20 protein-coding genes are annotated in these 16,861 nt (G+C 69.5%); 14 read left to right on the forward strand and 6 right to left on the reverse strand.

The window, feature by feature from the left end; genetic code table 11:
• Positions 1-121: 121 nt before the first annotated feature.
• On the forward strand, positions 122-1,405 hold the full coding sequence (locus tag STSP_RS02930; RefSeq protein WP_067271530.1) for an MFS transporter: 1,284 nt from the start codon (positions 122-124) through the stop codon (positions 1,403-1,405).
• A 53-nt stretch (positions 1,406-1,458) separates the two neighbouring features.
• On the opposite strand, the gene STSP_RS02935 is transcribed toward STSP_RS02930, so the two are convergent.
• Complete coding sequence (locus tag STSP_RS02935) at positions 1,459-2,448, reverse strand: endonuclease/exonuclease/phosphatase family protein (protein WP_067271637.1); 990 nt, start codon at positions 2,446-2,448, stop codon at positions 1,459-1,461.
• Between the two features lie 155 nt (positions 2,449-2,603).
• Complete coding sequence (locus tag STSP_RS39005) at positions 2,604-2,750, reverse strand: hypothetical protein (protein ID WP_157902766.1); 147 nt, start codon at positions 2,748-2,750, stop codon at positions 2,604-2,606.
• Positions 2,751-2,837: 87 nt separating this feature from the next.
• Between STSP_RS39005 and STSP_RS02945 the strand changes: the two genes are divergently transcribed.
• Together STSP_RS02945 and STSP_RS02950 are read left to right on the forward strand one after the other, a co-directional pair.
• Complete coding sequence (locus STSP_RS02945) at positions 2,838-3,533, forward strand: response regulator transcription factor (protein WP_067271533.1); 696 nt, start codon at positions 2,838-2,840, stop codon at positions 3,531-3,533.
• Complete coding sequence (locus STSP_RS02950; RefSeq protein WP_198547244.1) at positions 3,526-4,620, forward strand: sensor histidine kinase; 1,095 nt, start codon at positions 3,526-3,528, stop codon at positions 4,618-4,620. The genes STSP_RS02945 and STSP_RS02950 overlap by 8 nt, the downstream gene beginning before the upstream one ends.
• 98 nt (positions 4,621-4,718) lie before the next feature.
• On the opposite strand, the gene STSP_RS02955 is transcribed toward STSP_RS02950, so the two are convergent.
• From STSP_RS02955 to STSP_RS02965, 3 genes are read right to left on the reverse strand one after another with little or no spacing between them, the layout of a single operon-like run.
• A complete protein-coding gene (locus STSP_RS02955) occupies positions 4,719-5,513 on the reverse strand; it encodes an ABC transporter permease (RefSeq protein ID WP_067271537.1) in 795 nt (264 codons plus the stop codon).
• Positions 5,510-6,433: an ABC transporter ATP-binding protein gene (locus STSP_RS02960; RefSeq protein ID WP_067271539.1), complete on the reverse strand. Its 924-nt coding sequence runs from the start codon at positions 6,431-6,433 to the stop codon at positions 5,510-5,512. Before STSP_RS02960 ends, STSP_RS02955 begins: the two co-directional genes overlap by 4 nt.
• A 60-nt stretch (positions 6,434-6,493) precedes the next feature.
• Entirely contained in the window at positions 6,494-7,354 is an 861-nt protein-coding gene (locus STSP_RS02965) for an aminoglycoside N(3)-acetyltransferase (RefSeq protein ID WP_067271542.1), read from the reverse strand.
• A gap of 159 nt (positions 7,355-7,513) precedes the next feature.
• Between STSP_RS02965 and STSP_RS02970 the strand changes: the two genes are divergently transcribed.
• From STSP_RS02970 to STSP_RS03010, 9 genes are all read left to right on the forward strand, one after another.
• Complete coding sequence (locus STSP_RS02970; RefSeq protein ID WP_067271544.1) at positions 7,514-8,293, forward strand: helix-turn-helix transcriptional regulator; 780 nt, start codon at positions 7,514-7,516, stop codon at positions 8,291-8,293.
• Entirely contained in the window at positions 8,290-9,711 is a 1,422-nt protein-coding gene (sufB, locus tag STSP_RS02975; RefSeq protein ID WP_067271546.1) for a Fe-S cluster assembly protein SufB, read from the forward strand. Before STSP_RS02970 ends, sufB begins: the two co-directional genes overlap by 4 nt.
• 67 nt (positions 9,712-9,778) lie before the next feature.
• Positions 9,779-10,963 carry a Fe-S cluster assembly protein SufD gene (gene sufD, locus STSP_RS02980; protein ID WP_067271548.1) on the forward strand — a complete coding sequence of 395 codons (1,185 nt, stop codon included), beginning with the start codon at positions 9,779-9,781 and terminating at the stop codon, positions 10,961-10,963.
• The gene (locus STSP_RS02985) at positions 10,960-11,283 is read left to right on the forward strand and encodes a non-heme iron oxygenase ferredoxin subunit (RefSeq protein WP_067271550.1); all 324 of its coding nucleotides are present in this window, start codon (positions 10,960-10,962) and stop codon (positions 11,281-11,283) included. The genes sufD and STSP_RS02985 overlap by 4 nt, the downstream gene beginning before the upstream one ends.
• 7 nt (positions 11,284-11,290) lie before the next feature.
• Positions 11,291-12,055 (forward strand): Fe-S cluster assembly ATPase SufC, encoded by a 765-nt coding sequence (gene sufC, locus STSP_RS02990; RefSeq protein WP_067271552.1) that lies wholly within the window; start codon positions 11,291-11,293, stop codon positions 12,053-12,055.
• Positions 12,052-13,308 carry a cysteine desulfurase gene (locus STSP_RS02995; protein WP_067271554.1) on the forward strand — a complete coding sequence of 419 codons (1,257 nt, stop codon included), beginning with the start codon at positions 12,052-12,054 and terminating at the stop codon, positions 13,306-13,308. The genes sufC and STSP_RS02995 overlap by 4 nt, the downstream gene beginning before the upstream one ends.
• 13 nt (positions 13,309-13,321) lie before the next feature.
• Positions 13,322-13,780, forward strand: a complete 459-nt coding sequence (gene sufU / locus STSP_RS03000) for a Fe-S cluster assembly sulfur transfer protein SufU (protein ID WP_067271556.1) — start codon at positions 13,322-13,324, stop codon at positions 13,778-13,780.
• Entirely contained in the window at positions 13,777-14,109 is a 333-nt protein-coding gene (locus STSP_RS03005) for a metal-sulfur cluster assembly factor (protein ID WP_067271562.1), read from the forward strand. The genes sufU and STSP_RS03005 overlap by 4 nt, the downstream gene beginning before the upstream one ends.
• Positions 14,110-14,225: 116 nt before the next feature.
• Entirely contained in the window at positions 14,226-14,591 is a 366-nt protein-coding gene (locus STSP_RS03010) for a VOC family protein (protein WP_067271564.1), read from the forward strand.
• 21 nt (positions 14,592-14,612) lie between these two features.
• Here the strand turns inward: STSP_RS03010 and STSP_RS03015 are convergent, their stop codons facing one another.
• A complete protein-coding gene (locus STSP_RS03015) occupies positions 14,613-15,578 on the reverse strand; it encodes a DUF7847 domain-containing protein (RefSeq protein WP_157902767.1) in 966 nt (321 codons plus the stop codon).
• Between the two features lie 375 nt (positions 15,579-15,953).
• On the opposite strand from STSP_RS03015, the gene STSP_RS03020 reads away from it, so the two are divergent.
• Both STSP_RS03020 and STSP_RS03025 read left to right on the forward strand, forming a co-directional pair.
• Positions 15,954-16,274 carry a DMT family transporter gene (locus tag STSP_RS03020; protein WP_067271567.1) on the forward strand — a complete coding sequence of 107 codons (321 nt, stop codon included), beginning with the start codon at positions 15,954-15,956 and terminating at the stop codon, positions 16,272-16,274.
• Positions 16,274-16,813: a TetR/AcrR family transcriptional regulator gene (locus tag STSP_RS03025; protein ID WP_067271570.1), complete on the forward strand. Its 540-nt coding sequence runs from the start codon at positions 16,274-16,276 to the stop codon at positions 16,811-16,813. Before STSP_RS03020 ends, STSP_RS03025 begins: the two co-directional genes overlap by 1 nt.
• Positions 16,814-16,861: the final 48 nt, after the last annotated feature.

The following is a 16,861-nucleotide window of genomic DNA, read 5'->3' on the forward strand; positions in this document are numbered from 1 at the left end:
TAACAGCGCTGATTCCATCCCGGTCACCGACAGGTCGCCCGCGCGCCGCCGGAGGGACACCGGCGCATGCGCACCCGCGGCCTGCCGTGATCCCTGCTTTCCCGCGACAGGACGTGGCCGCATGACCATCGACGCTCAGGCACCCGCCACCAACGCCCCCACCGCTGCGCGCTCACCGGCACTGACCTGGGCGGTCGTCGCCCTGTGCACGGCGGCGATCACCGTGGAGGGGTTCGACCTCATCGTCTACGGCGTGGCGCTGCCCGCGATGCTCGGCGACGACGCACTGGGGCTCGACACATCCCTCGCCGGGACGCTCGGCAGCCTCGCCTACGCGGGCATGCTGATCGGCGCCCTGGTGTGCGGACCGCTCGCCGACCGGCTCGGCAGGCGCCGGCTCCTGCTGGCCGCGGGCACCGTCTTCACCGTATTCACGGTGGCCTGCGCACTCGCCGCGGAGCCCTGGCAGTTCGGCCTGTTCCGGCTGCTCGCGGGGATCGGCATGGGCGGTGTGATGCCGTCGTGCGTGGCGCTGAGCAAGGAGTACGCGCCACGCGGCCGTTCCGCGCTGGTGGCGACCGTGGTGCTGGCCGGCATCCCCGTCGGCGGGGTCCTGGCCGCGCTGACCGCCACGATCTGGGGCGAATCTCTGGGCTGGCGCGGTCTCTTCGGCGTCGGCGGTGTCCTGTCGGTGATCGTGTTCGCCGTCGCGTACTTCCTGCTGCCCGACTCCCGGCCCCTGCCCGCCGCCGCGGCTGCCCGCGAGCCCGAGCGCGAAGCCGCCGACGAGGCGGTCAACGGGGCTGCCCGCGACAGTGAGAAGGCCGGTGTCCGGACAGTGCTCTCCCGCACGTACGCCCGGCACACCATCCTGTTCACACTCGCCAACTTCGCGGTGCTGCTCGCCTGGTACGGCCTGAACACCTGGCTCACCCAGCTGATGCGCGAGATGGACTACCCGCTCGGCTCGGCTCTGCGCTTCACGCTGGTCCTCAACCTCGGTGCCGTCGTCGGATCGTTCGCGCTCGCCGTCCTCGCCGACCGGTTCGGACCGCGACTGGTCACCGCGGGCAGCGCCGTCCTCGCAGCGCTCGCTGTCCTCGCCCTGTCGCAGGGCGGCAGCACGGCCGTGATCCTCGGGGTCACCGCGCTTGCGGGCGTCGGCGCGCAGTCGGCGCTGACGATGCTCAACGATTGGGTCGCGTCCAGCTATCCGGCCTCGGCCCGGGCCACCGCGCTGGGATGCGTGTCCGGGTTCGGGCGGGGTGGCGCGATCGTGGCACCGCTGCTCGGCGGGTGGATCCTGGACGCCGCGATGGGGCCGACCACCGTGTTCTACGTGTTCGCGGCGGCCGCGCTGGTGTGTGCCGTGGCGTTGCTGGCGGTTCCGGGGCGCCGGGGCTGACGGGTTCAACGAACTGCGGATCCCGGGACGGAATCGGAGCCTTTACGCGGTGTTCACCAGCTGATGCCGGCCGCCACCGGCAGGTGGTCGCTGCCGGTGGCGGGCAGCACCCAGGAGCTCTCCGGCTTCACGCCGCGGACCAGGATCTGGTCGATCCGCGCCACCGGGAACTTCGCCGGCCAGGTGAAGCCGAAGCCGTTCCCGGCCTCGCCCTGGGCCGAGCGCAGCTGCGAGGTGATGCCGTCCAACGCGCGGTCGTCCGTGGTGCCGTTCAGGTCGCCGAGCAGCACCACCCGCTCGTTCGGGTCGGCGGCGATGGCCTCGCCCAGCGCCTGCGCGCCGCGGTCCCGGCTGACCGTCCAGAAGCCCCCTCTGGGCATCAGCCGTACGGATCCCAGGTGGGCCACATACACCGCCAGCGGGCCCTGGTCCGTGGCCACCGTGGTGCGCAGCGCCCGGTTGTAGGTCATCTTGACGTCGGCCGGCTTGGTGTCCGCCAGCGGCCCGGCGTCCTGCTTGATGTCGACCGGCCGGGTGTCCGACAGCGGCAGCTTGCTCCACAGCCCGACCGTGCCCTGCACCGTGTGGTACGGGTACGCCTTCGCCAGCCCCTTCTCGTACGTGCCCCGGGCCTGCGGGGTCAGCTCGACCAGGGCCAGCACGTCCGCGCCGGAGGCGGCCAGGTCGCGGGCGGTGCCGGCCGGGTCGGGGTTCCCCGCGCCGACGTTGTGGCTGGCCACGGTGAGGTCGAAGTCGCCGCCCGGGTGGGACTTGTCGCTGAGTAGCCCGCCGAAGAGGTTCAGCCACACCACGACCGGGAGCAGCAGAGCGACCACCGCGGAGGCGGAACGACGCCACAGCGCCCCGATCAGCATTACGGGGATGAACAGGCCGAACCACGGCAGGAAGGTCTCCACCAGGCTGCCGAGGCCCCCGCGGTCCGTGATCTGCGCGTGCAGCAGCAGGATCAGGCCGAGCAGCAGTGCCAGCGCCGCGAGCACCCAGCCGCGCTTCCAGGGGCCCGGCCGGGAGGCGGCGCGTATCGCCCGGCGGATGCGCGCGCGCCAGGTCCCGGCGCCGGTATCCCGGCGGAGGCCCGCGCGTCCGGTGATGGAACCGGTGTCCCGGTGGCCGGCGCCGTCCTGTCCGGTCTCCGCCGCGTCCACCTGCGTCGTCGTCTGTCCTCGCTCACTGCCGGTCACTGCTGGGTCCTCGGGGCCTGGGTGGGGTCGGCGTACATGGTCGGGCAGCCGTCGTGGGCGGCCTCGTCTTCGGGCCCGTACGCGGAGACCGCCGAGGACGGCGGGGCTGGCGAGGAGGCTGCTGATGGTGCGGGGTGATGCATGCCGCCAGTCAAGGCAGCGTGGTGTTGCCAGCGCGTATGTGTTTTTCGATACGCCGACGATATGCGCCGGCTCGTAGCATCACCTGCATGCGTGTGTTGATCGTCGAGGATGAACCCTTTATGGCGGAAGCCATCCGCGATGGCCTGCGCCTGGAAGCGATCGCGGCCGACATCGCAGGTGACGGCGACACCGCGCTGGAACTGCTGAGCAGCAACACCTACGACATCGCCGTCCTCGACCGCGACATCCCCGGACCGTCCGGTGACGAGATCGCCAAACGCATCGTCGCCTCCGGCAGCGGCATGCCGATCCTCATGCTCACCGCAGCCGACCGTCTCGACGACAAGGCCTCCGGGTTCGGACTCGGCGCCGACGACTACCTCACCAAACCTTTCGAACTCCAGGAACTCGCGCTCAGGCTCAGGGCACTCGACCGCAGACGTGCCCACAGCAGGCCGCCCGTGCGGGAGATCGCAGGCCTGCGGCTGGACCCGTTCCGCCGAGAGGTCTACCGGGACGGCCGCTACGTCGCGCTGACCAGGAAGCAGTTCGCCGTGCTCGAAGTCCTCGTTGCTGCCGAAGGCGGTGTCGTCAGCGCCGAAGAACTCCTGGAACGCGCGTGGGACGAGAACGCCGACCCGTTCACCAACGCCGTGCGCATCACCGTCTCGGCACTGCGCAAACGGCTCGGCGAACCCTGGATCATCGCCACCGTGCCAGGCGCTGGCTACCGCATCGACACGCACCCGGATGCCGTACATGAGGGACGACACCGTGGATAGGCAGCCGGGTGTGAGCGTTCGCTTCAAACTCACCCTCAGCTACGCCGGGTTCCTCATGCTGGCCGGCGTCCTGCTGCTCGTGGCGATGTGGGGGACCCTGCTGCGTTACGTGCCCGAGCGTGTGACCAGAACCCCCGACGGGCTGTCTCCCAACCGCGACTTTGTCGTGCACACCTTCGTGCAGGCCGCGGGCCAGGTGCTGCCCTTCCTGCTGGTGTTCGGTCTCCTGGGAGGGTGGATCCTCGCCGGCCGCATGCTCGCCCCCCTGACCCGCATCACGGACGCCACACGCATGGCCACGAACGGATCGCTCTCCCACCGCATCCGGCTACCGGGCCGCAAAGACGAGTTCCGCGAACTCGCCGACGCCTTCGACGCGATGCTCGCACGGCTCGAAACGCACGTCGCCGAACAGCAGAGATTCGCAGCCAACGCCTCTCACGAGCTGCGCACCCCGCTGGCGATCTCGAAGACACTTCTCGACGTGGCCCGCACCGATCCGAACCACGACGCCGGCGAAATCATCGACCGCCTCCACACCGTCAACACCCGGGCGATCGACCTCACGGAGGCACTGCTCCTGCTCAGCCGCGCCGAGCAGCGGTCCTTCACCCGAGAACACGTCGACCTGTCCCTCATAGCGGAAGAAGCCACCGAAACACTCCTCCCCCTCGCGGAAAAGCACGGCGTCACCATCGAGACCGGCGGCGGCATCGCCCCCACGAGCGGGTCGCAGGCGCTCCTGCTGCAGCTGACCATGAACCTCGTACACAACGCGATCGTCCACAACCTGCCTGAACAAGGCGCTGTGTGGGTCAATACCAGCGTCCGCCCCAAGACTGTGGTGCTCACTGTCGAAAACACCGGCGAGAAGCTCACCCCAGAGCTGGTCTCGACACTCACCGAACCATTCCAGCGCGGCACCGAACGCATCCGCACGGACCACGCAGGCGTCGGCCTCGGCCTGGCCATCGTCAAAACCATCGCCCACGCACACGACGGAACCCTCACCCTCACCCCGCGCTCTGCCGGCGGGCTCCGCATCACTGTGGAACTACCCGCGACAGACCCGCACACCGACAGGTGACGCATCAGGGAATTGATGCGCGGAAAGCGCCGGCGCCATGCATGAGGCGGCGGACAACTCCCCCCCTTCAGGGAGGGGAGCGGTCAATCCTGGAGCGGTCAATCCCAGCGGAAGAACTTCCCCGCCGCCCCCAGCCCCACGACCGCCCACACCGCCAGAATCCCGAGGTCGCCCCAGGGCATCCCGGCCCCGTGCTGGAGCACGTCCCGCAGGCCGTCCGACAGGGCCGAGATCGGCAGCAGGCCGAGCACCGACTGCGCCGCCTCCGGGAACTTGTCGAGCGGGACGATCACGCCGCCGCCGACCAGCAGCAGCAGGAAGACCAGGTTGGCGGCGGCCAGGGTCGCCTCCGCCTTCAATGTGCCCGCCATCAGCAGGCCGAGGCCGGAGAAGGCGGCCGTGCCCAGGATCAGCAGGAGGAGTACGGCGAGGGGGTTGCCCTGCGGCGACCAGCCCAGGGCGAAGGCGATCACGGTGAGCAGGACCACCTGCAGCACCTCGGTGACCAGTACGGACAGCGTCTTCGCGGTCATCAGGCCCCAGCGGGGCAGCGGCGACGTGCCGAGCCGCTTCAGGACGCCGTACCGCCGCTCGAAACCGGTCGCGATCGCCTGGCCGGTGAACGCCGTCGACATCACCGCGAGCGCGAGGACGCCGGGGGCCAGGAAGTCCACGGCCTGTCCGCTGCCGGTGTCGACGATGTCGACCGTGCTGAAGAGCACCAGCAGCAGGGTCGGAATGACGACGGTGAGCAGCAACTGCTCACCGTTGCGCAGCAGCATCTTCGTCTCGAGAGCGGCCTGGGCCGCGATCATGCGCGGCAGCGGGGCCGCGCCGGGCCTCGGGGTGTACGTGCCGGCGCTCGTCGGCCGCACTTCCGTTCCGGCGCTCATCCGCGCAGCTCCTTACCGGTCAGCTCCAGAAAAACGTCTTCGAGGGTGTGCCGCTCCACCGAGATCTTCTCCGGCATCACGCCGTGCTGGGCGCACCAGGACGTGACGGTGGCCAGCAGCTGCGGGTCGACCTTGCCGGACACGCGGTACGCACCCGGCGTCAGCTCGGCCGCGGCGCAGTCCGACGGGAGGGCTTTGAGCAGCGAGGCGATGTCGAGGCCGGGGCGCCCGGTGAACCGCAGGGTGTTCTCGGCCCCGCCGCGGCAGAGCTCCTCCGGCGAGCCCTGCGCGATGACCTTCCCGGCGTCGATGATCGCGACGTCGTCGGCGAGCTGCTCGGCCTCGTCCATGTAGTGGGTGGTCAGGATCACCGAGACGCCGTCCGCGCGCAGATCGCGTACGAGGTCCCAGGTGGCCCGGCGGGCCTGCGGGTCGAGGCCCGCGGTCGGCTCATCCAGGAAGACCAGTTCGGGGCGGCCGACGACGGCCATGGCGAGCGCGAGCCGCTGCTGCTGTCCGCCGGACAGCCTCCGGTACGTCGTACGGCCGCAGCTGCCGAGCCCGAGCCGCTCGATGAGCGCGTCCACGTCGAGCGGCTGCCGGTGCAGCTTCGCGACATGGCGCAGCATCTCGTCGGCACGGGCGCCCGAGTACACGCCGCCGGACTGGAGCATCACGCCTATCCGGGGCCGCAGCTCGGCGGCCTGCCGCACGGGGTCGAGGCCGAGCACACGCACGGTGCCGGAGTCCGGCTTCCGGTACCCCTCACATGTTTCGACGGTGGTGGTCTTGCCAGCACCGTTGGGACCGAGGACGGCGGTGATGCCCGGCCGGGCCGCCAGGTCGAGTCCGTCGACCGCGGTCTTCGTGCCGTACCGCTTGATCAGGCCGTGAACCTGGACGACGGGCTCGTTTCGCATGAGGGCCAAGTCTAGGGGCGGCCGGAGACCCCGGATGGGCCGGGCCCCGATGAGGGCGGGCTACCTGCCATTGCCGGCCGGCGGCTCAGGAGCGGGGGGACTCTTTCTTGATCCACTGGTCCCCGGCCGATGCTCGGCCAGCCACACCTCGGCATGCGCGACTGCATCGGCGAGCGAGAACAGCCGGACATCGGCCGCACCGATCCTGCCGCACACGACGGGCCCGGGTCCCCGCTCCTCGAAGTCCGCCCCGAGCTCCTCGAACCGATCCGAGGTGATCGAGACCTCGCGGACCGTCTCCCAGCGGCGGCCCGCGGGCGTCAGCACGGCCCGGGCCGAGTCGACCACCGGCGACGGAATCCGGTACTCGGCCAGATGGAAGGCCGTGCAGGATGCGAAGCCCACACCGAGCAGCAGTACCCGCGCGCCCTGCTCCTCCAGCCGCGCCAGCGGGCTCTGCTCACCGAGCCTGCAGTCGGTGGCGTGCCCATCGGTGACGGCGGCTGCCCGTGACTCGACGGCCGCGAAGGACGTCTGAGGATGAGCGCTGCGCAGCGAACCGGGCCAGGTGCGCACTGTTTCCGCGATCATGCCCATCCCACGCGACGGGGTGGTGCGGGGGTCATATGCGGGTGTGGAATCACGGATCTCGGGCCACCATTCCTCGGGCACCGGCGGATATCGCCACTCCGCCGGATCCGAGTTGTCCGGGGTCTGTGTCGGGACCACCAGCGTCCCTGTCGCGCCCAGGACGTCGAGGAGCGCCTGGACGACCGCGACCGGGCCGCCGCAGACCCAGCCCAGCGAGCTGAGCGACGAGTGCAGCAGCAGGGTCTCGCCGGAGAGCACGCCGAGCTCGCGCAGCTCGGCGGCGAGGGACGCCCGCGTACAGAGTGGGCCGGTCGGAAGTCCTTTTGTCATGCGCAGGAGTGTGCGGAAAAGGCCACTCGAGTACCAGCGATTTGATCGATCAATGATCATTTCCGCAGGTCAGTTTAGGTATGCCTAAGTGATGCACGGCACCGCGAGCGTTCCGGACGCGGCTTGTCAGGCTCTCGGGAATTACGCAACAATGGCGTTGTGAAAAACGGCGCGCGATCGACTGGGCCTCTTCAGGAGGAACTCGCGACCGGGGAGCGGTCCACCCGCAACCGGGTCGCGCGGTCCATCCTGGACCACGGGCCCTCGACCGTCGCCGACCTCGCCGGGCGACTCGGCCTCACCCAGGCGGCGGTGCGCCGCCACCTCGACGCACTCGTTGCGGACGACGTCGTCGAGGCACGCGAGCAGCGGGTCTACGGCACGCGTACGCGCGGCCGGCCGGCCAAGGTGTTCGCACTGACGGACTGCGGCCGGGACGCCTTCGACCAGTCGTACGACAAGCTCGCGGTGGACGCGCTGCGCTGGATCGAGCGGAACGCGGGAGGCAAGGCGGCGGTCGCGGCCTTCGCCCGGGCCAGGCTCGCGGCGCAGGCCGAGACCTACCGCAAGGCGATCGACGCCGCGGCCCCGGAGGAGCGCACCGAGGCTCTGGCCAAGGCCTTGAGCGTCGACGGGTACGCTGCTACGGCGCGGAGCGCACCCGGTCGGGCCAACGGCGAGCAGCTGTGCCAGCACCACTGCCCGGTGGCCCACGTCGCGGAGCAGTACCCGCAGCTGTGCGAGGCGGAGACCGAGGTCTTCTCCCAGCTGCTCGGGACGCACGTCCAGCGGCTGGCCACCATCGCCCACGGTGACGGCGTCTGCACGACGTTCATCCCGCGGAGCGAACCACCAGGACCGCCTACGGCGCAGAGCCCGGGCACCCCACAGACCACGAACAACCCATCTGCAAGCACGGCCGGGAGGAACCCCGCATGACTCTCCCCACGGAGACTGCTCACCCTGAGCTCGAGGGCCTGGGCAATTACGAATTCGGCTGGGCCGACTCCGACGAGGCCGGTGCCTCTGCCAAGCGCGGCCTGAACGAGGACGTCGTCAGGGACATCTCCGCGAAGAAGTCGGAGCCGGAGTGGATGACCAAGCTCCGTCTCAAGGGCCTGCGGCTCTTCGAGAAGAAGCCCATGCCGACCTGGGGCTCGGACCTGTCGGGCATCGACTTCGACAACATCAAGTACTTCGTGCGCTCCACGGAGAAGCAGGCGGAGTCCTGGGAGGACCTGCCCGAGGACATCAAGAACACGTACGACAAGCTCGGCATCCCCGAGGCGGAGAAGCAGCGCCTCGTCGCCGGTGTCGCCGCCCAGTACGAGTCGGAGGTCGTCTACCACCAGATCCGCGAGGACCTGGAGGAGCAGGGCGTCATCTTCCTCGACACCGACACGGCGCTGAAGGAGCACCCGGAGCTCTTCAAGGAGTACTTCGGCACGGTCATCCCGGTCGGCGACAACAAGTTCGCCTCGCTGAACTCGGCCGTGTGGTCCGGTGGCTCGTTCATCTACGTCCCGCCGGGCGTGCACGTGGAGATCCCGCTCCAGGCCTACTTCCGGATCAACACGGAGAACATGGGCCAGTTCGAGCGGACCCTGATCATCGTCGACGAGGGCGCCTACGTGCACTACGTCGAGGGTTGTACGGCCCCGATCTACAAGTCGGACTCGCTGCACTCAGCGGTCGTCGAGATCATCGTCAAGAAGAACGCCCGCTGCCGTTACACGACCATCCAGAACTGGTCGAACAACGTCTACAACCTGGTCACCAAGCGCGCCGTGGCGTACGAGGGCGCGACCATGGAGTGGATCGACGGCAACATCGGCTCCAAGGTCACGATGAAGTACCCGGCCGTCTACCTGATGGGCGAGCACGCCAAGGGCGAGACCCTGTCCATCGCCTTCGCGGGCGAGGGCCAGCATCAGGACGCCGGCTCCAAGATGGTCCACATGGCGCCGAACACCTCGTCCAACATCGTCTCCAAGTCGGTGGCGCGCGGCGGTGGCCGTACCTCGTACCGCGGCCTGGTCGAGATCGGCGAGGGCGCCGCGGGCTCGAAGTCCAACGTGCTGTGTGACGCGCTGCTGGTCGACACGATCTCGCGCTCCGACACCTACCCGTACGTCGACGTCCGCGAGGACGACGTGTCCATGGGCCACGAGGCAACCGTCTCCAAGGTCTCCGAGGACCAGCTCTTCTACCTGATGAGCCGCGGTCTCTCCGAGTTCGAGGCGATGGCGATGATCGTGCGCGGCTTCGTCGAGCCGATCGCCAAGGAGCTGCCCATGGAGTACGCGCTGGAGCTCAACCGGCTGATCGAGCTGCAGATGGAGGGCGCGGTCGGCTGACCCGGCCCCGCTCCCGAAACAGCAGCCTGAAGACTCATTGACGTAGGAAGAGAGCACAACGACAGCCATGGCTGAGGCTCAGAACATTCCGGTGGGGTCCACCACCGCCGGGTCCATCGCGGTGGCCGCCGAGTCGACCGTCGCCACGCGCATGAGCGCGCCGCCGTCCTTCGACGTGGCGGACTTCCCCGTGCCGCACGGCCGCGAGGAGGAGTGGCGCTTCACGCCGCTGGAGCGGCTGCGCGGGCTGCATGACGGCACCGCGGTCGCCACCGGGTCCGGCCTGAAGGTCGAGGTCGAGGCCCCCGAGGGCGTCACCGTCGAGACCGTCGGGCGCGACGACGCCCGGCTCGGCAAGGCGGGCACCCCGGTGGACCGCATCGCCGCCCAGGCGTACTCGGCCTTCGAGAAGGCCTCGGTCGTGACCGTCCCCAAGGAGAAGGTCCTCGAGACCCCGATCCGTATCGCCGTGCACGGCGAGGGCGGGGTCGCCTTCGGCCACCAGGTGATCGAGCTGGGCGCCTTCGCCGAGGCCGTCGTCGTTATCGACCACACCGGTGACGCCGTGCTCGCCGCCAACGTCGACTACATCCTGGGCGACGGCGCCAAGCTGACCGTCGTCTCCATCCAGGACTGGGACGAGAAGTCCGTGCACGTCGCCCAGCACAACGCGCTGGTGGGCCGTGACGCGAGCTTCAAGTCCGTGGTCGTGACCTTCGGCGGCGACCTCGTCCGCCTCCACCCGCGCGTGCAGTACGCGGGCACCGGCGGCGAGGCCGAGCTGTTCGGCCTGTACTTCACCGACAAGGGCCAGCACCAGGAGCACCGCCTCCTGGTCGACCACAACACGCCGCACTGCAAGTCCAACGTCGCCTACAAGGGCGCGCTCCAGGGCGACGACGCGCACGCGGTGTGGATCGGCGACGTCCTCATCGAGGCCAAGGCCGAGGGCACGGACACGTACGAGATGAACCGCAACCTGGTTCTGACCGACGGCGCCCGCGTCGATTCCGTGCCGAACCTGGAGATCGAGACCGGCGAGATCGTCGGCGCCGGCCACGCGAGCGCCACCGGCCGCTTCGACGACGAGCAGCTCTTCTACCTGATGGCCCGCGGCATCCCGGAGCACGAGGCCCGCCGTCTCGTCGTCCGCGGCTTCTTCGCCGAGCTGGTCCAGCAGATCGGTGTCGCCGACATCGAGGAGCGCCTCATCGCGAAGATCGAGGAAGAGCTGGAGGCGGCGGTCGCATGAGCGACGCATTTGTACGCGTCTGCGGACTGAGCGAGCTGGAGGAGGACACCCCGAAGCGGGTGGACATCGACGGCACGCCGGTCTCGGTCGTCCGTACCGAGGGCGAGGTGTTCGCGATCTACGACATCTGCTCGCACGCGAACGTGTCGCTCTCCGAGGGCGAGGTGGAGGACTGCCAGATCGAGTGCTGGCTGCACGGCTCCAGCTTCGACCTCCGTACCGGCAAGCCGTCCGGACTGCCCGCGACGCGCCCTGTCCCCGTATACCCCGTAAAGATCGAAGGGGACGATGTTCTCGTCTCCCTCACCCAGGAGTCCTGAGGCACCCATGGCAACGCTTGAAATCCGAGACCTGCACGTCACCGTCGAGGCCGACAACTCCACCAAGGAGATCCTCAAGGGCGTCGACCTGACCGTGAAGCAGGGCGAGACGCACGCCATCATGGGCCCCAACGGCTCGGGCAAGTCGACCCTCGCCTACTCGCTCGCCGGTCACCCGAAGTACACGATCACCGAGGGCACCGTCACCCTCGACGGCGAGGACGTCCTGGAGATGTCCGTCGACGAGCGCGCCCGCGCCGGCCTGTTCCTCGCCATGCAGTACCCGGTCGAGGTCCCCGGCGTCTCGGTCTCCAACTTCCTGCGCACCTCCGCCACCGCGATCCGCGGCGAGGCCCCCAAGCTGCGCACCTGGGTGAAGGAGGTCAAGGAGGCCATGGAGCGCCTCAACATGGACCCGTCCTTCGCCGAGCGCAACGTCAACGAGGGCTTCTCCGGCGGTGAGAAGAAGCGCCACGAGATCCTTCAGCTCGAGCTGCTCAAGCCGAAGATCGCGATCCTCGACGAGACCGACTCCGGCCTCGACGTCGACGCCCTGCGCGTCGTCTCCGAGGGCGTCAACCGCGTCCGCGAGACCGGCGAGGTCGGCACGCTGCTGATCACGCACTACACGCGGATCCTCCGCTACATCAAGCCCGACCACGTCCACGTCTTCTCCGGCGGCCGCATCGTCGAGTCCGGCGGTGCCGAGCTCGCCGACAAGCTGGAGGAAGAGGGCTACGAGGCATACACGAAGGGTGGCGCATCCGCGTGACACAGCTGCCGGGCCTCCTCGACACCGAGGCGATCCGCAAGGACTTCCCCGTCCTGGACCGCCTGGTCCACGACGGCAAGAAGCTCGTGTACCTGGACAACGCGGCGACCTCGCAGAAGCCGCGCCAGGTGCTGGACGCTCTCAGCGAGTACTACGAGCGCTACAACGCCAACGTCCACCGCGGTGTGCATGTGCTCGCCGAGGAGGCCACGGCGCTGTACGAGGGCGCGCGCGACAAGGTCGCGGAGTTCATCAACGCGCCGAGCCGCGACGAGGTGATCTTCACGAAGAACGCCTCCGAGTCGCTCAACCTCGTGGCGAACATGCTGGGCTGGGCCGACGAGCCCTACCGGGTGGACCGCGAGACCGAGATCGTCATCACCGAGATGGAGCACCACTCCAACATCGTTCCGTGGCAGCTGCTGTCGCAGCGCACCGGCGCGAAGCTGAAGTGGTTCGGCCTCACGGACGACGGCCGTCTCGACCTGTCGAACATCGAAGAGGTCATCACGGAGAAGACGAAGATCGTCTCGTTCGTGCTGGTCTCCAACATCCTGGGCACGGTCAACCCGGTCGAGACGATCATCCGCCGCGCGCAGGAGGTCGGCGCCCTGGTGCTGATCGACGCCTCGCAGGCGGCACCCCACATGCCGCTGGACGTCCAGGCCCTCCAGGCCGACTTCGTGGCCTTCACCGGCCACAAGATGTGCGGCCCGACGGGCATCGGCGTCCTGTGGGGACGGCAGGAGCTCCTGGAGGACCTGCCCCCGTTCCTCGGCGGCGGCGAGATGATCGAGACCGTCTCGATGCACTCGTCGACGTACGCCCCGGCGCCGCACAAGTTCGAGGCGGGCACCCCGCCGATCGCGCAGGCGGTCGGTCTGGGCGCGGCCATCGACTACCTGACCTCCATCGGCATGGAGAACATCGCCGCCCATGAGCACGCGCTCACGGAGTACGCGGTGAAGCGCCTGGGCGAGGTCCCGGACCTCAGGATCATCGGCCCGACCACGGCCGAGGACCGGGGCGCCGCGATCTCCTTCACGCTCGGCGACATACACCCGCACGACGTGGGCCAGGTCCTCGACGAGCAGGGCATCGCGGTCCGGGTCGGCCACCACTGCGCCCGCCCCGTCTGCCTGCGGTACGGAATTCCTGCGACCACGCGAGCGTCGTTCTATCTGTACTCCACGCCGGCCGAGATCGACGCTCTGGTGGACGGCCTGGAGCACGTACGGAACTTCTTCGGCTGAGGGGCTGCTGCCAGTGAAGCTGGATTCGATGTACCAGGACGTCATCCTGGACCACTACAAGCACCCGCACGGGCGGGGCTTGCGGGATGGCGACGCCGAGGTGCACCACGTCAACCCGACCTGCGGCGACGAGATCACGCTGCGCGTCAAGTACGACGGGGAGCGGATCGAGGACATCAGTTACGAGGGCCAGGGCTGCTCGATCAGCCAGGCCTCGGCCTCCGTGCTGAACGACCTGCTCGTCGGCAAGGAGCTGGCCGAGGCGCAGAAGATCCAGGGCGTCTTCCTCGAACTGATGCAGTCCAAGGGCCGCATCGAGCCGGACGACGCGATGGAGGAGATCCTGGAGGACGCCGTCGCGTTCGCCGGAGTCTCGAAGTACCCGGCCCGAGTGAAGTGCGCGCTGCTGAGCTGGATGGCGTGGAAGGACGCGACGGCCCAGGCCTTCGCGGAGGAGGCGAAGACCGCATGAGCGAGACCGTTGAGATGAAGCCCGCCTCGGAGGAGGAGCTCCGCGAGGCCCTGATGGACGTCGTCGACCCCGAGCTGGGCATCGACGTCGTCAACCTCGGCCTGATCTACGGCATCCACATCGACGACGCGAACATCGCCACCGTCGACATGACGCTGACGTCCGCGGCCTGCCCGCTGACCGACGTCATCGAGGACCAGGCGAAGTCGGCGACGGACGGCCTGGTCAGCGAGCTCCGGATCAACTGGGTCTGGATGCCGCCGTGGGGCCCGGACAAGATCACGGACGACGGCCGGGAGCAGCTTCGGGCGCTGGGCTTCAACGTCTGAGGACCCCGCCTGGACATGCTTGCCGAACGGCCCCTGTGCGCACTGCACAGGGGCCGTTCGGCTGCACGGGTCCGCGCGATGGTGGCGGGCGGGGCAGCCGGGGAAGACTGCCGGACATGGCTGTTTCTCTGTACCACCTGGTGGTCGACACGCACGATCTGCCGTCGCTGGCCCGCTTCTGGTGCCAGGTGCTGGACTGGCGCGTGCTCTTCGAGGACGAGGACGAGATCGTCATCGGGGCCGACGAGCACGCGATGCCCGGGATGTGCTTCCTGCCCGTCCCGGAGAGGAAGACCGTCAAGAACCGGCTGCACATCGACCTCACCCCCGACGACCAGGCTGCCGAGGTCGAGCGCATTCTCGCGCTCGGGGCGCGGCGCGTCGACGTCGGCCAGGGTGAGGACGCCACCTGGGTGGTGCTGGCCGACCCCGAGGGCAACGAGTTCTGCGTGCTGCGGCCGAAGAAGTCGCTGATCGACTAGGGCCCGGGTGTGCCGTGCGAGCTACGCCGGCGGGCGTGCGGCCGCGGCGGCCAGTGCGGTGGCCAGGCCCTCCTTGCGGATGCGCTGGTCGACGTAGAGCAGGGTGGTGACCAGCGGGAGGAAGACCGCCGTGAGCAGCTGCACCAGAAGGTTCACCAGCATGGACAGCACCAGATAGACGTCCATGTGAGGCAGAAAGTCCGAGAGTTGCGGTGACGGATCGGCGGGCGAGTACGGGGCGGACGCTGGGGCGGCGAACATCAGGGGCATCTGCACCACGAGCGACGCGACCAGCACCATCAGTACGCCGAGCAGGGTGATCCCGAATATCCGCCACCACGCGCCCCGCACGAGCCGTGCCGAGCGGCGCAGCGCCGTCAGCGGGCCCGCCGACTCCAGTACGGCCGCGGCGGGTGCGAAGCCGAACAGGACGTACAGCCAGATCGCCAGCGGCACGGTCAGCAGGAAGAGCAGGAAGAGGGGGCCGGCCCAGAGGGCCGGGCCGGAGTCCATCGACAGCGCGGCGACGAACAGGCCGATGGTGGCCGCGGCGATCAGGGCCGTCGGCACCAGCACGATCAGGGCCATCAGCAGCATGATGCCGAGGACGGCCGGGGTGCGGGACAGCGCGTGCCGGGCGACGGCGCTGACGGTCGTACGGCGGCCGAGCACCGCCTCGCGGAGCGTGGCCGTGCACGACGCCTGGACGAAGGCCGTGACCGCGATCGTCGCGATCCCGCCCACGGCCCAGACCACGCCGAACGCCGTCAGGATGGGGCGGATGTCGTCCCACTCGACGTCGGCCCCCGGGGTGTAGACGGCGTCCAGATGGTCCTCCATGGCCACGTACGAGAGCGCGAACAGGCCCGCCAGGAGGACGGTCAGCGCGGCATACGCCGCCAGGGCGGAGCCGAGAAGCGGCTTGGCGTAGTGCCGCAGAGTCGCGAACACACCACCGAAGACGGCTTCCAGGCCCAGGGGAGCCAACGGTATGACGCCCGGCTTCGGCGGGGGTGGCGGGGCCCAGCCGGCGCCCCAGCCCCTGGGCGGCGGGCCGTAGCCCGTGGGTCCGCCGTATCCGAGGGAGCCGCCGGGGCCGGCGGGTCCGCCTGGACCGGCGGGTCCGCCCGAGTTCGAAGGACCTGAAGAGTCAGCCAGGTTGTCGCCCGACCCCGGTATCTCCGCCATGGTTCTCTTCCACGCTCCGTATCACCGCCGGACCGCCGCACGGCCCGGGTGTCCGTATCCCGTGGCCCCCCACGTGATCGCGACACGATAACCGGTGAGCGTCAAGCGGTGTGCGCTCGGCCTTCGGCCGCCCGTTGCGTACGGGCGTACGCAACGATGTGTACACTCGTACGCATGGGATACGCACTGCTCGCGGGAGCCATCGCGGCCGAGGTGGCCGGCACCACGGCGATGAAGTACAGCGAGGGGTTCAGCAGGCCCTGGCCCTCGCTGGCCACCGTGGCCGGGTACCTCGTCGCCTTCGCCCTGCTGGCGCAGACGCTCCGGACGATGGAGGTCGGCACGGCGTATGCGATCTGGGCCGGGGTCGGCACCGCGGTGATCGCCGCGATCGGCATGGTGTTCCTCGGCGAGGCCATGACCGCGGCCAAGGTGGCCGGCATCGCGCTCGTCATCGCCGGAGTCGTGCTGCTCAATCTCGGCGGGGCCCACTGATGGGCGCCCGGCGCTACGACCCCGAGCGGCGGCAGCGCATCATCGACGCCGCGATCCGGGTGGTCGGCGAGAAGGGCATCGCCGGTCTCAGCCACCGCTCCGTCGCAGCCGAGGCCGACGTACCGCTCGGCTCCACCACATATCACTTCAAGACGTTGGACGAGCTCATGGTGGCCGCACTGCGCCAGGCCAGCGAGGGCTTCGCCAAGGTGGTGCGGAGCCGAGGCGCCCTCGAGGACCCGCGCGTCGACCTCGCCGGTGAACTCGCCGCACTGACGGGGGAGTGGCTCGCGGGCGAGCGCACCGGCGTCGAGCTCGAGTACGAGCTGTATCTCGCCGCCCTCCGACGCCCGGCACTGCGGCCCGTCGCCGCCGAGTGGTGCCAGGACCTCGCCGACCTGATCGCCGACCGCACGGACCCGGTCACGGCCCGCGCGCTCGTCGCGCTGATGGACGGCATCTGTCTGCAGGTGCTGCTGACGGGCGGGGAGTACGACGAGGCGTATGCGCGGGAGATGCTGGCGCGGCTCATCCCGTGACGGCTTCCCTGATGGCGGCGAGTGCCGCCGTGACGCTCGCCGTCCCGC

Source organism: Streptomyces jeddahensis (assembly GCF_001642995.1).
Taxonomy (GTDB): Bacteria; Actinomycetota; Actinomycetes; order Streptomycetales; family Streptomycetaceae; genus Streptomyces; species Streptomyces jeddahensis.

What these genes read in the sequence shown, in the direction of transcription:
- STSP_RS02930 (WP_067271530.1), top strand. Translation starts at nt 122, where the DNA reads ATGACCATCGACGCTCAGGCACCCGCCACCAACGCCCCCACCGCTGCG.
- STSP_RS39005 (WP_157902766.1), bottom strand. Translation starts at nt 2,750, where the DNA reads ATGCATCACCCCGCACCATCAGCAGCCTCCTCGCCAGCCCCGCCGTCC.
- STSP_RS02945 (WP_067271533.1), top strand. Translation starts at nt 2,838, where the DNA reads ATGCGTGTGTTGATCGTCGAGGATGAACCCTTTATGGCGGAAGCCATC.
- STSP_RS02955 (WP_067271537.1), bottom strand. Translation starts at nt 5,513, where the DNA reads ATGAGCGCCGGAACGGAAGTGCGGCCGACGAGCGCCGGCACGTACACC.
- STSP_RS02960 (WP_067271539.1), bottom strand. Translation starts at nt 6,433, where the DNA reads ATGCGAAACGAGCCCGTCGTCCAGGTTCACGGCCTGATCAAGCGGTAC.
- STSP_RS02965 (WP_067271542.1), bottom strand. Translation starts at nt 7,354, where the DNA reads ATGACAAAAGGACTTCCGACCGGCCCACTCTGTACGCGGGCGTCCCTC.
- sufB (WP_067271546.1), top strand. Translation starts at nt 8,290, where the DNA reads ATGACTCTCCCCACGGAGACTGCTCACCCTGAGCTCGAGGGCCTGGGC.
- sufD (WP_067271548.1), top strand. Translation starts at nt 9,779, where the DNA reads ATGGCTGAGGCTCAGAACATTCCGGTGGGGTCCACCACCGCCGGGTCC.
- STSP_RS02985 (WP_067271550.1), top strand. Translation starts at nt 10,960, where the DNA reads ATGAGCGACGCATTTGTACGCGTCTGCGGACTGAGCGAGCTGGAGGAG.
- sufC (WP_067271552.1), top strand. Translation starts at nt 11,291, where the DNA reads ATGGCAACGCTTGAAATCCGAGACCTGCACGTCACCGTCGAGGCCGAC.
- STSP_RS03005 (WP_067271562.1), top strand. Translation starts at nt 13,777, where the DNA reads ATGAGCGAGACCGTTGAGATGAAGCCCGCCTCGGAGGAGGAGCTCCGC.
- STSP_RS03010 (WP_067271564.1), top strand. Translation starts at nt 14,226, where the DNA reads ATGGCTGTTTCTCTGTACCACCTGGTGGTCGACACGCACGATCTGCCG.
- STSP_RS03020 (WP_067271567.1), top strand. Translation starts at nt 15,954, where the DNA reads ATGGGATACGCACTGCTCGCGGGAGCCATCGCGGCCGAGGTGGCCGGC.
- STSP_RS03025 (WP_067271570.1), top strand. Translation starts at nt 16,274, where the DNA reads ATGGGCGCCCGGCGCTACGACCCCGAGCGGCGGCAGCGCATCATCGAC.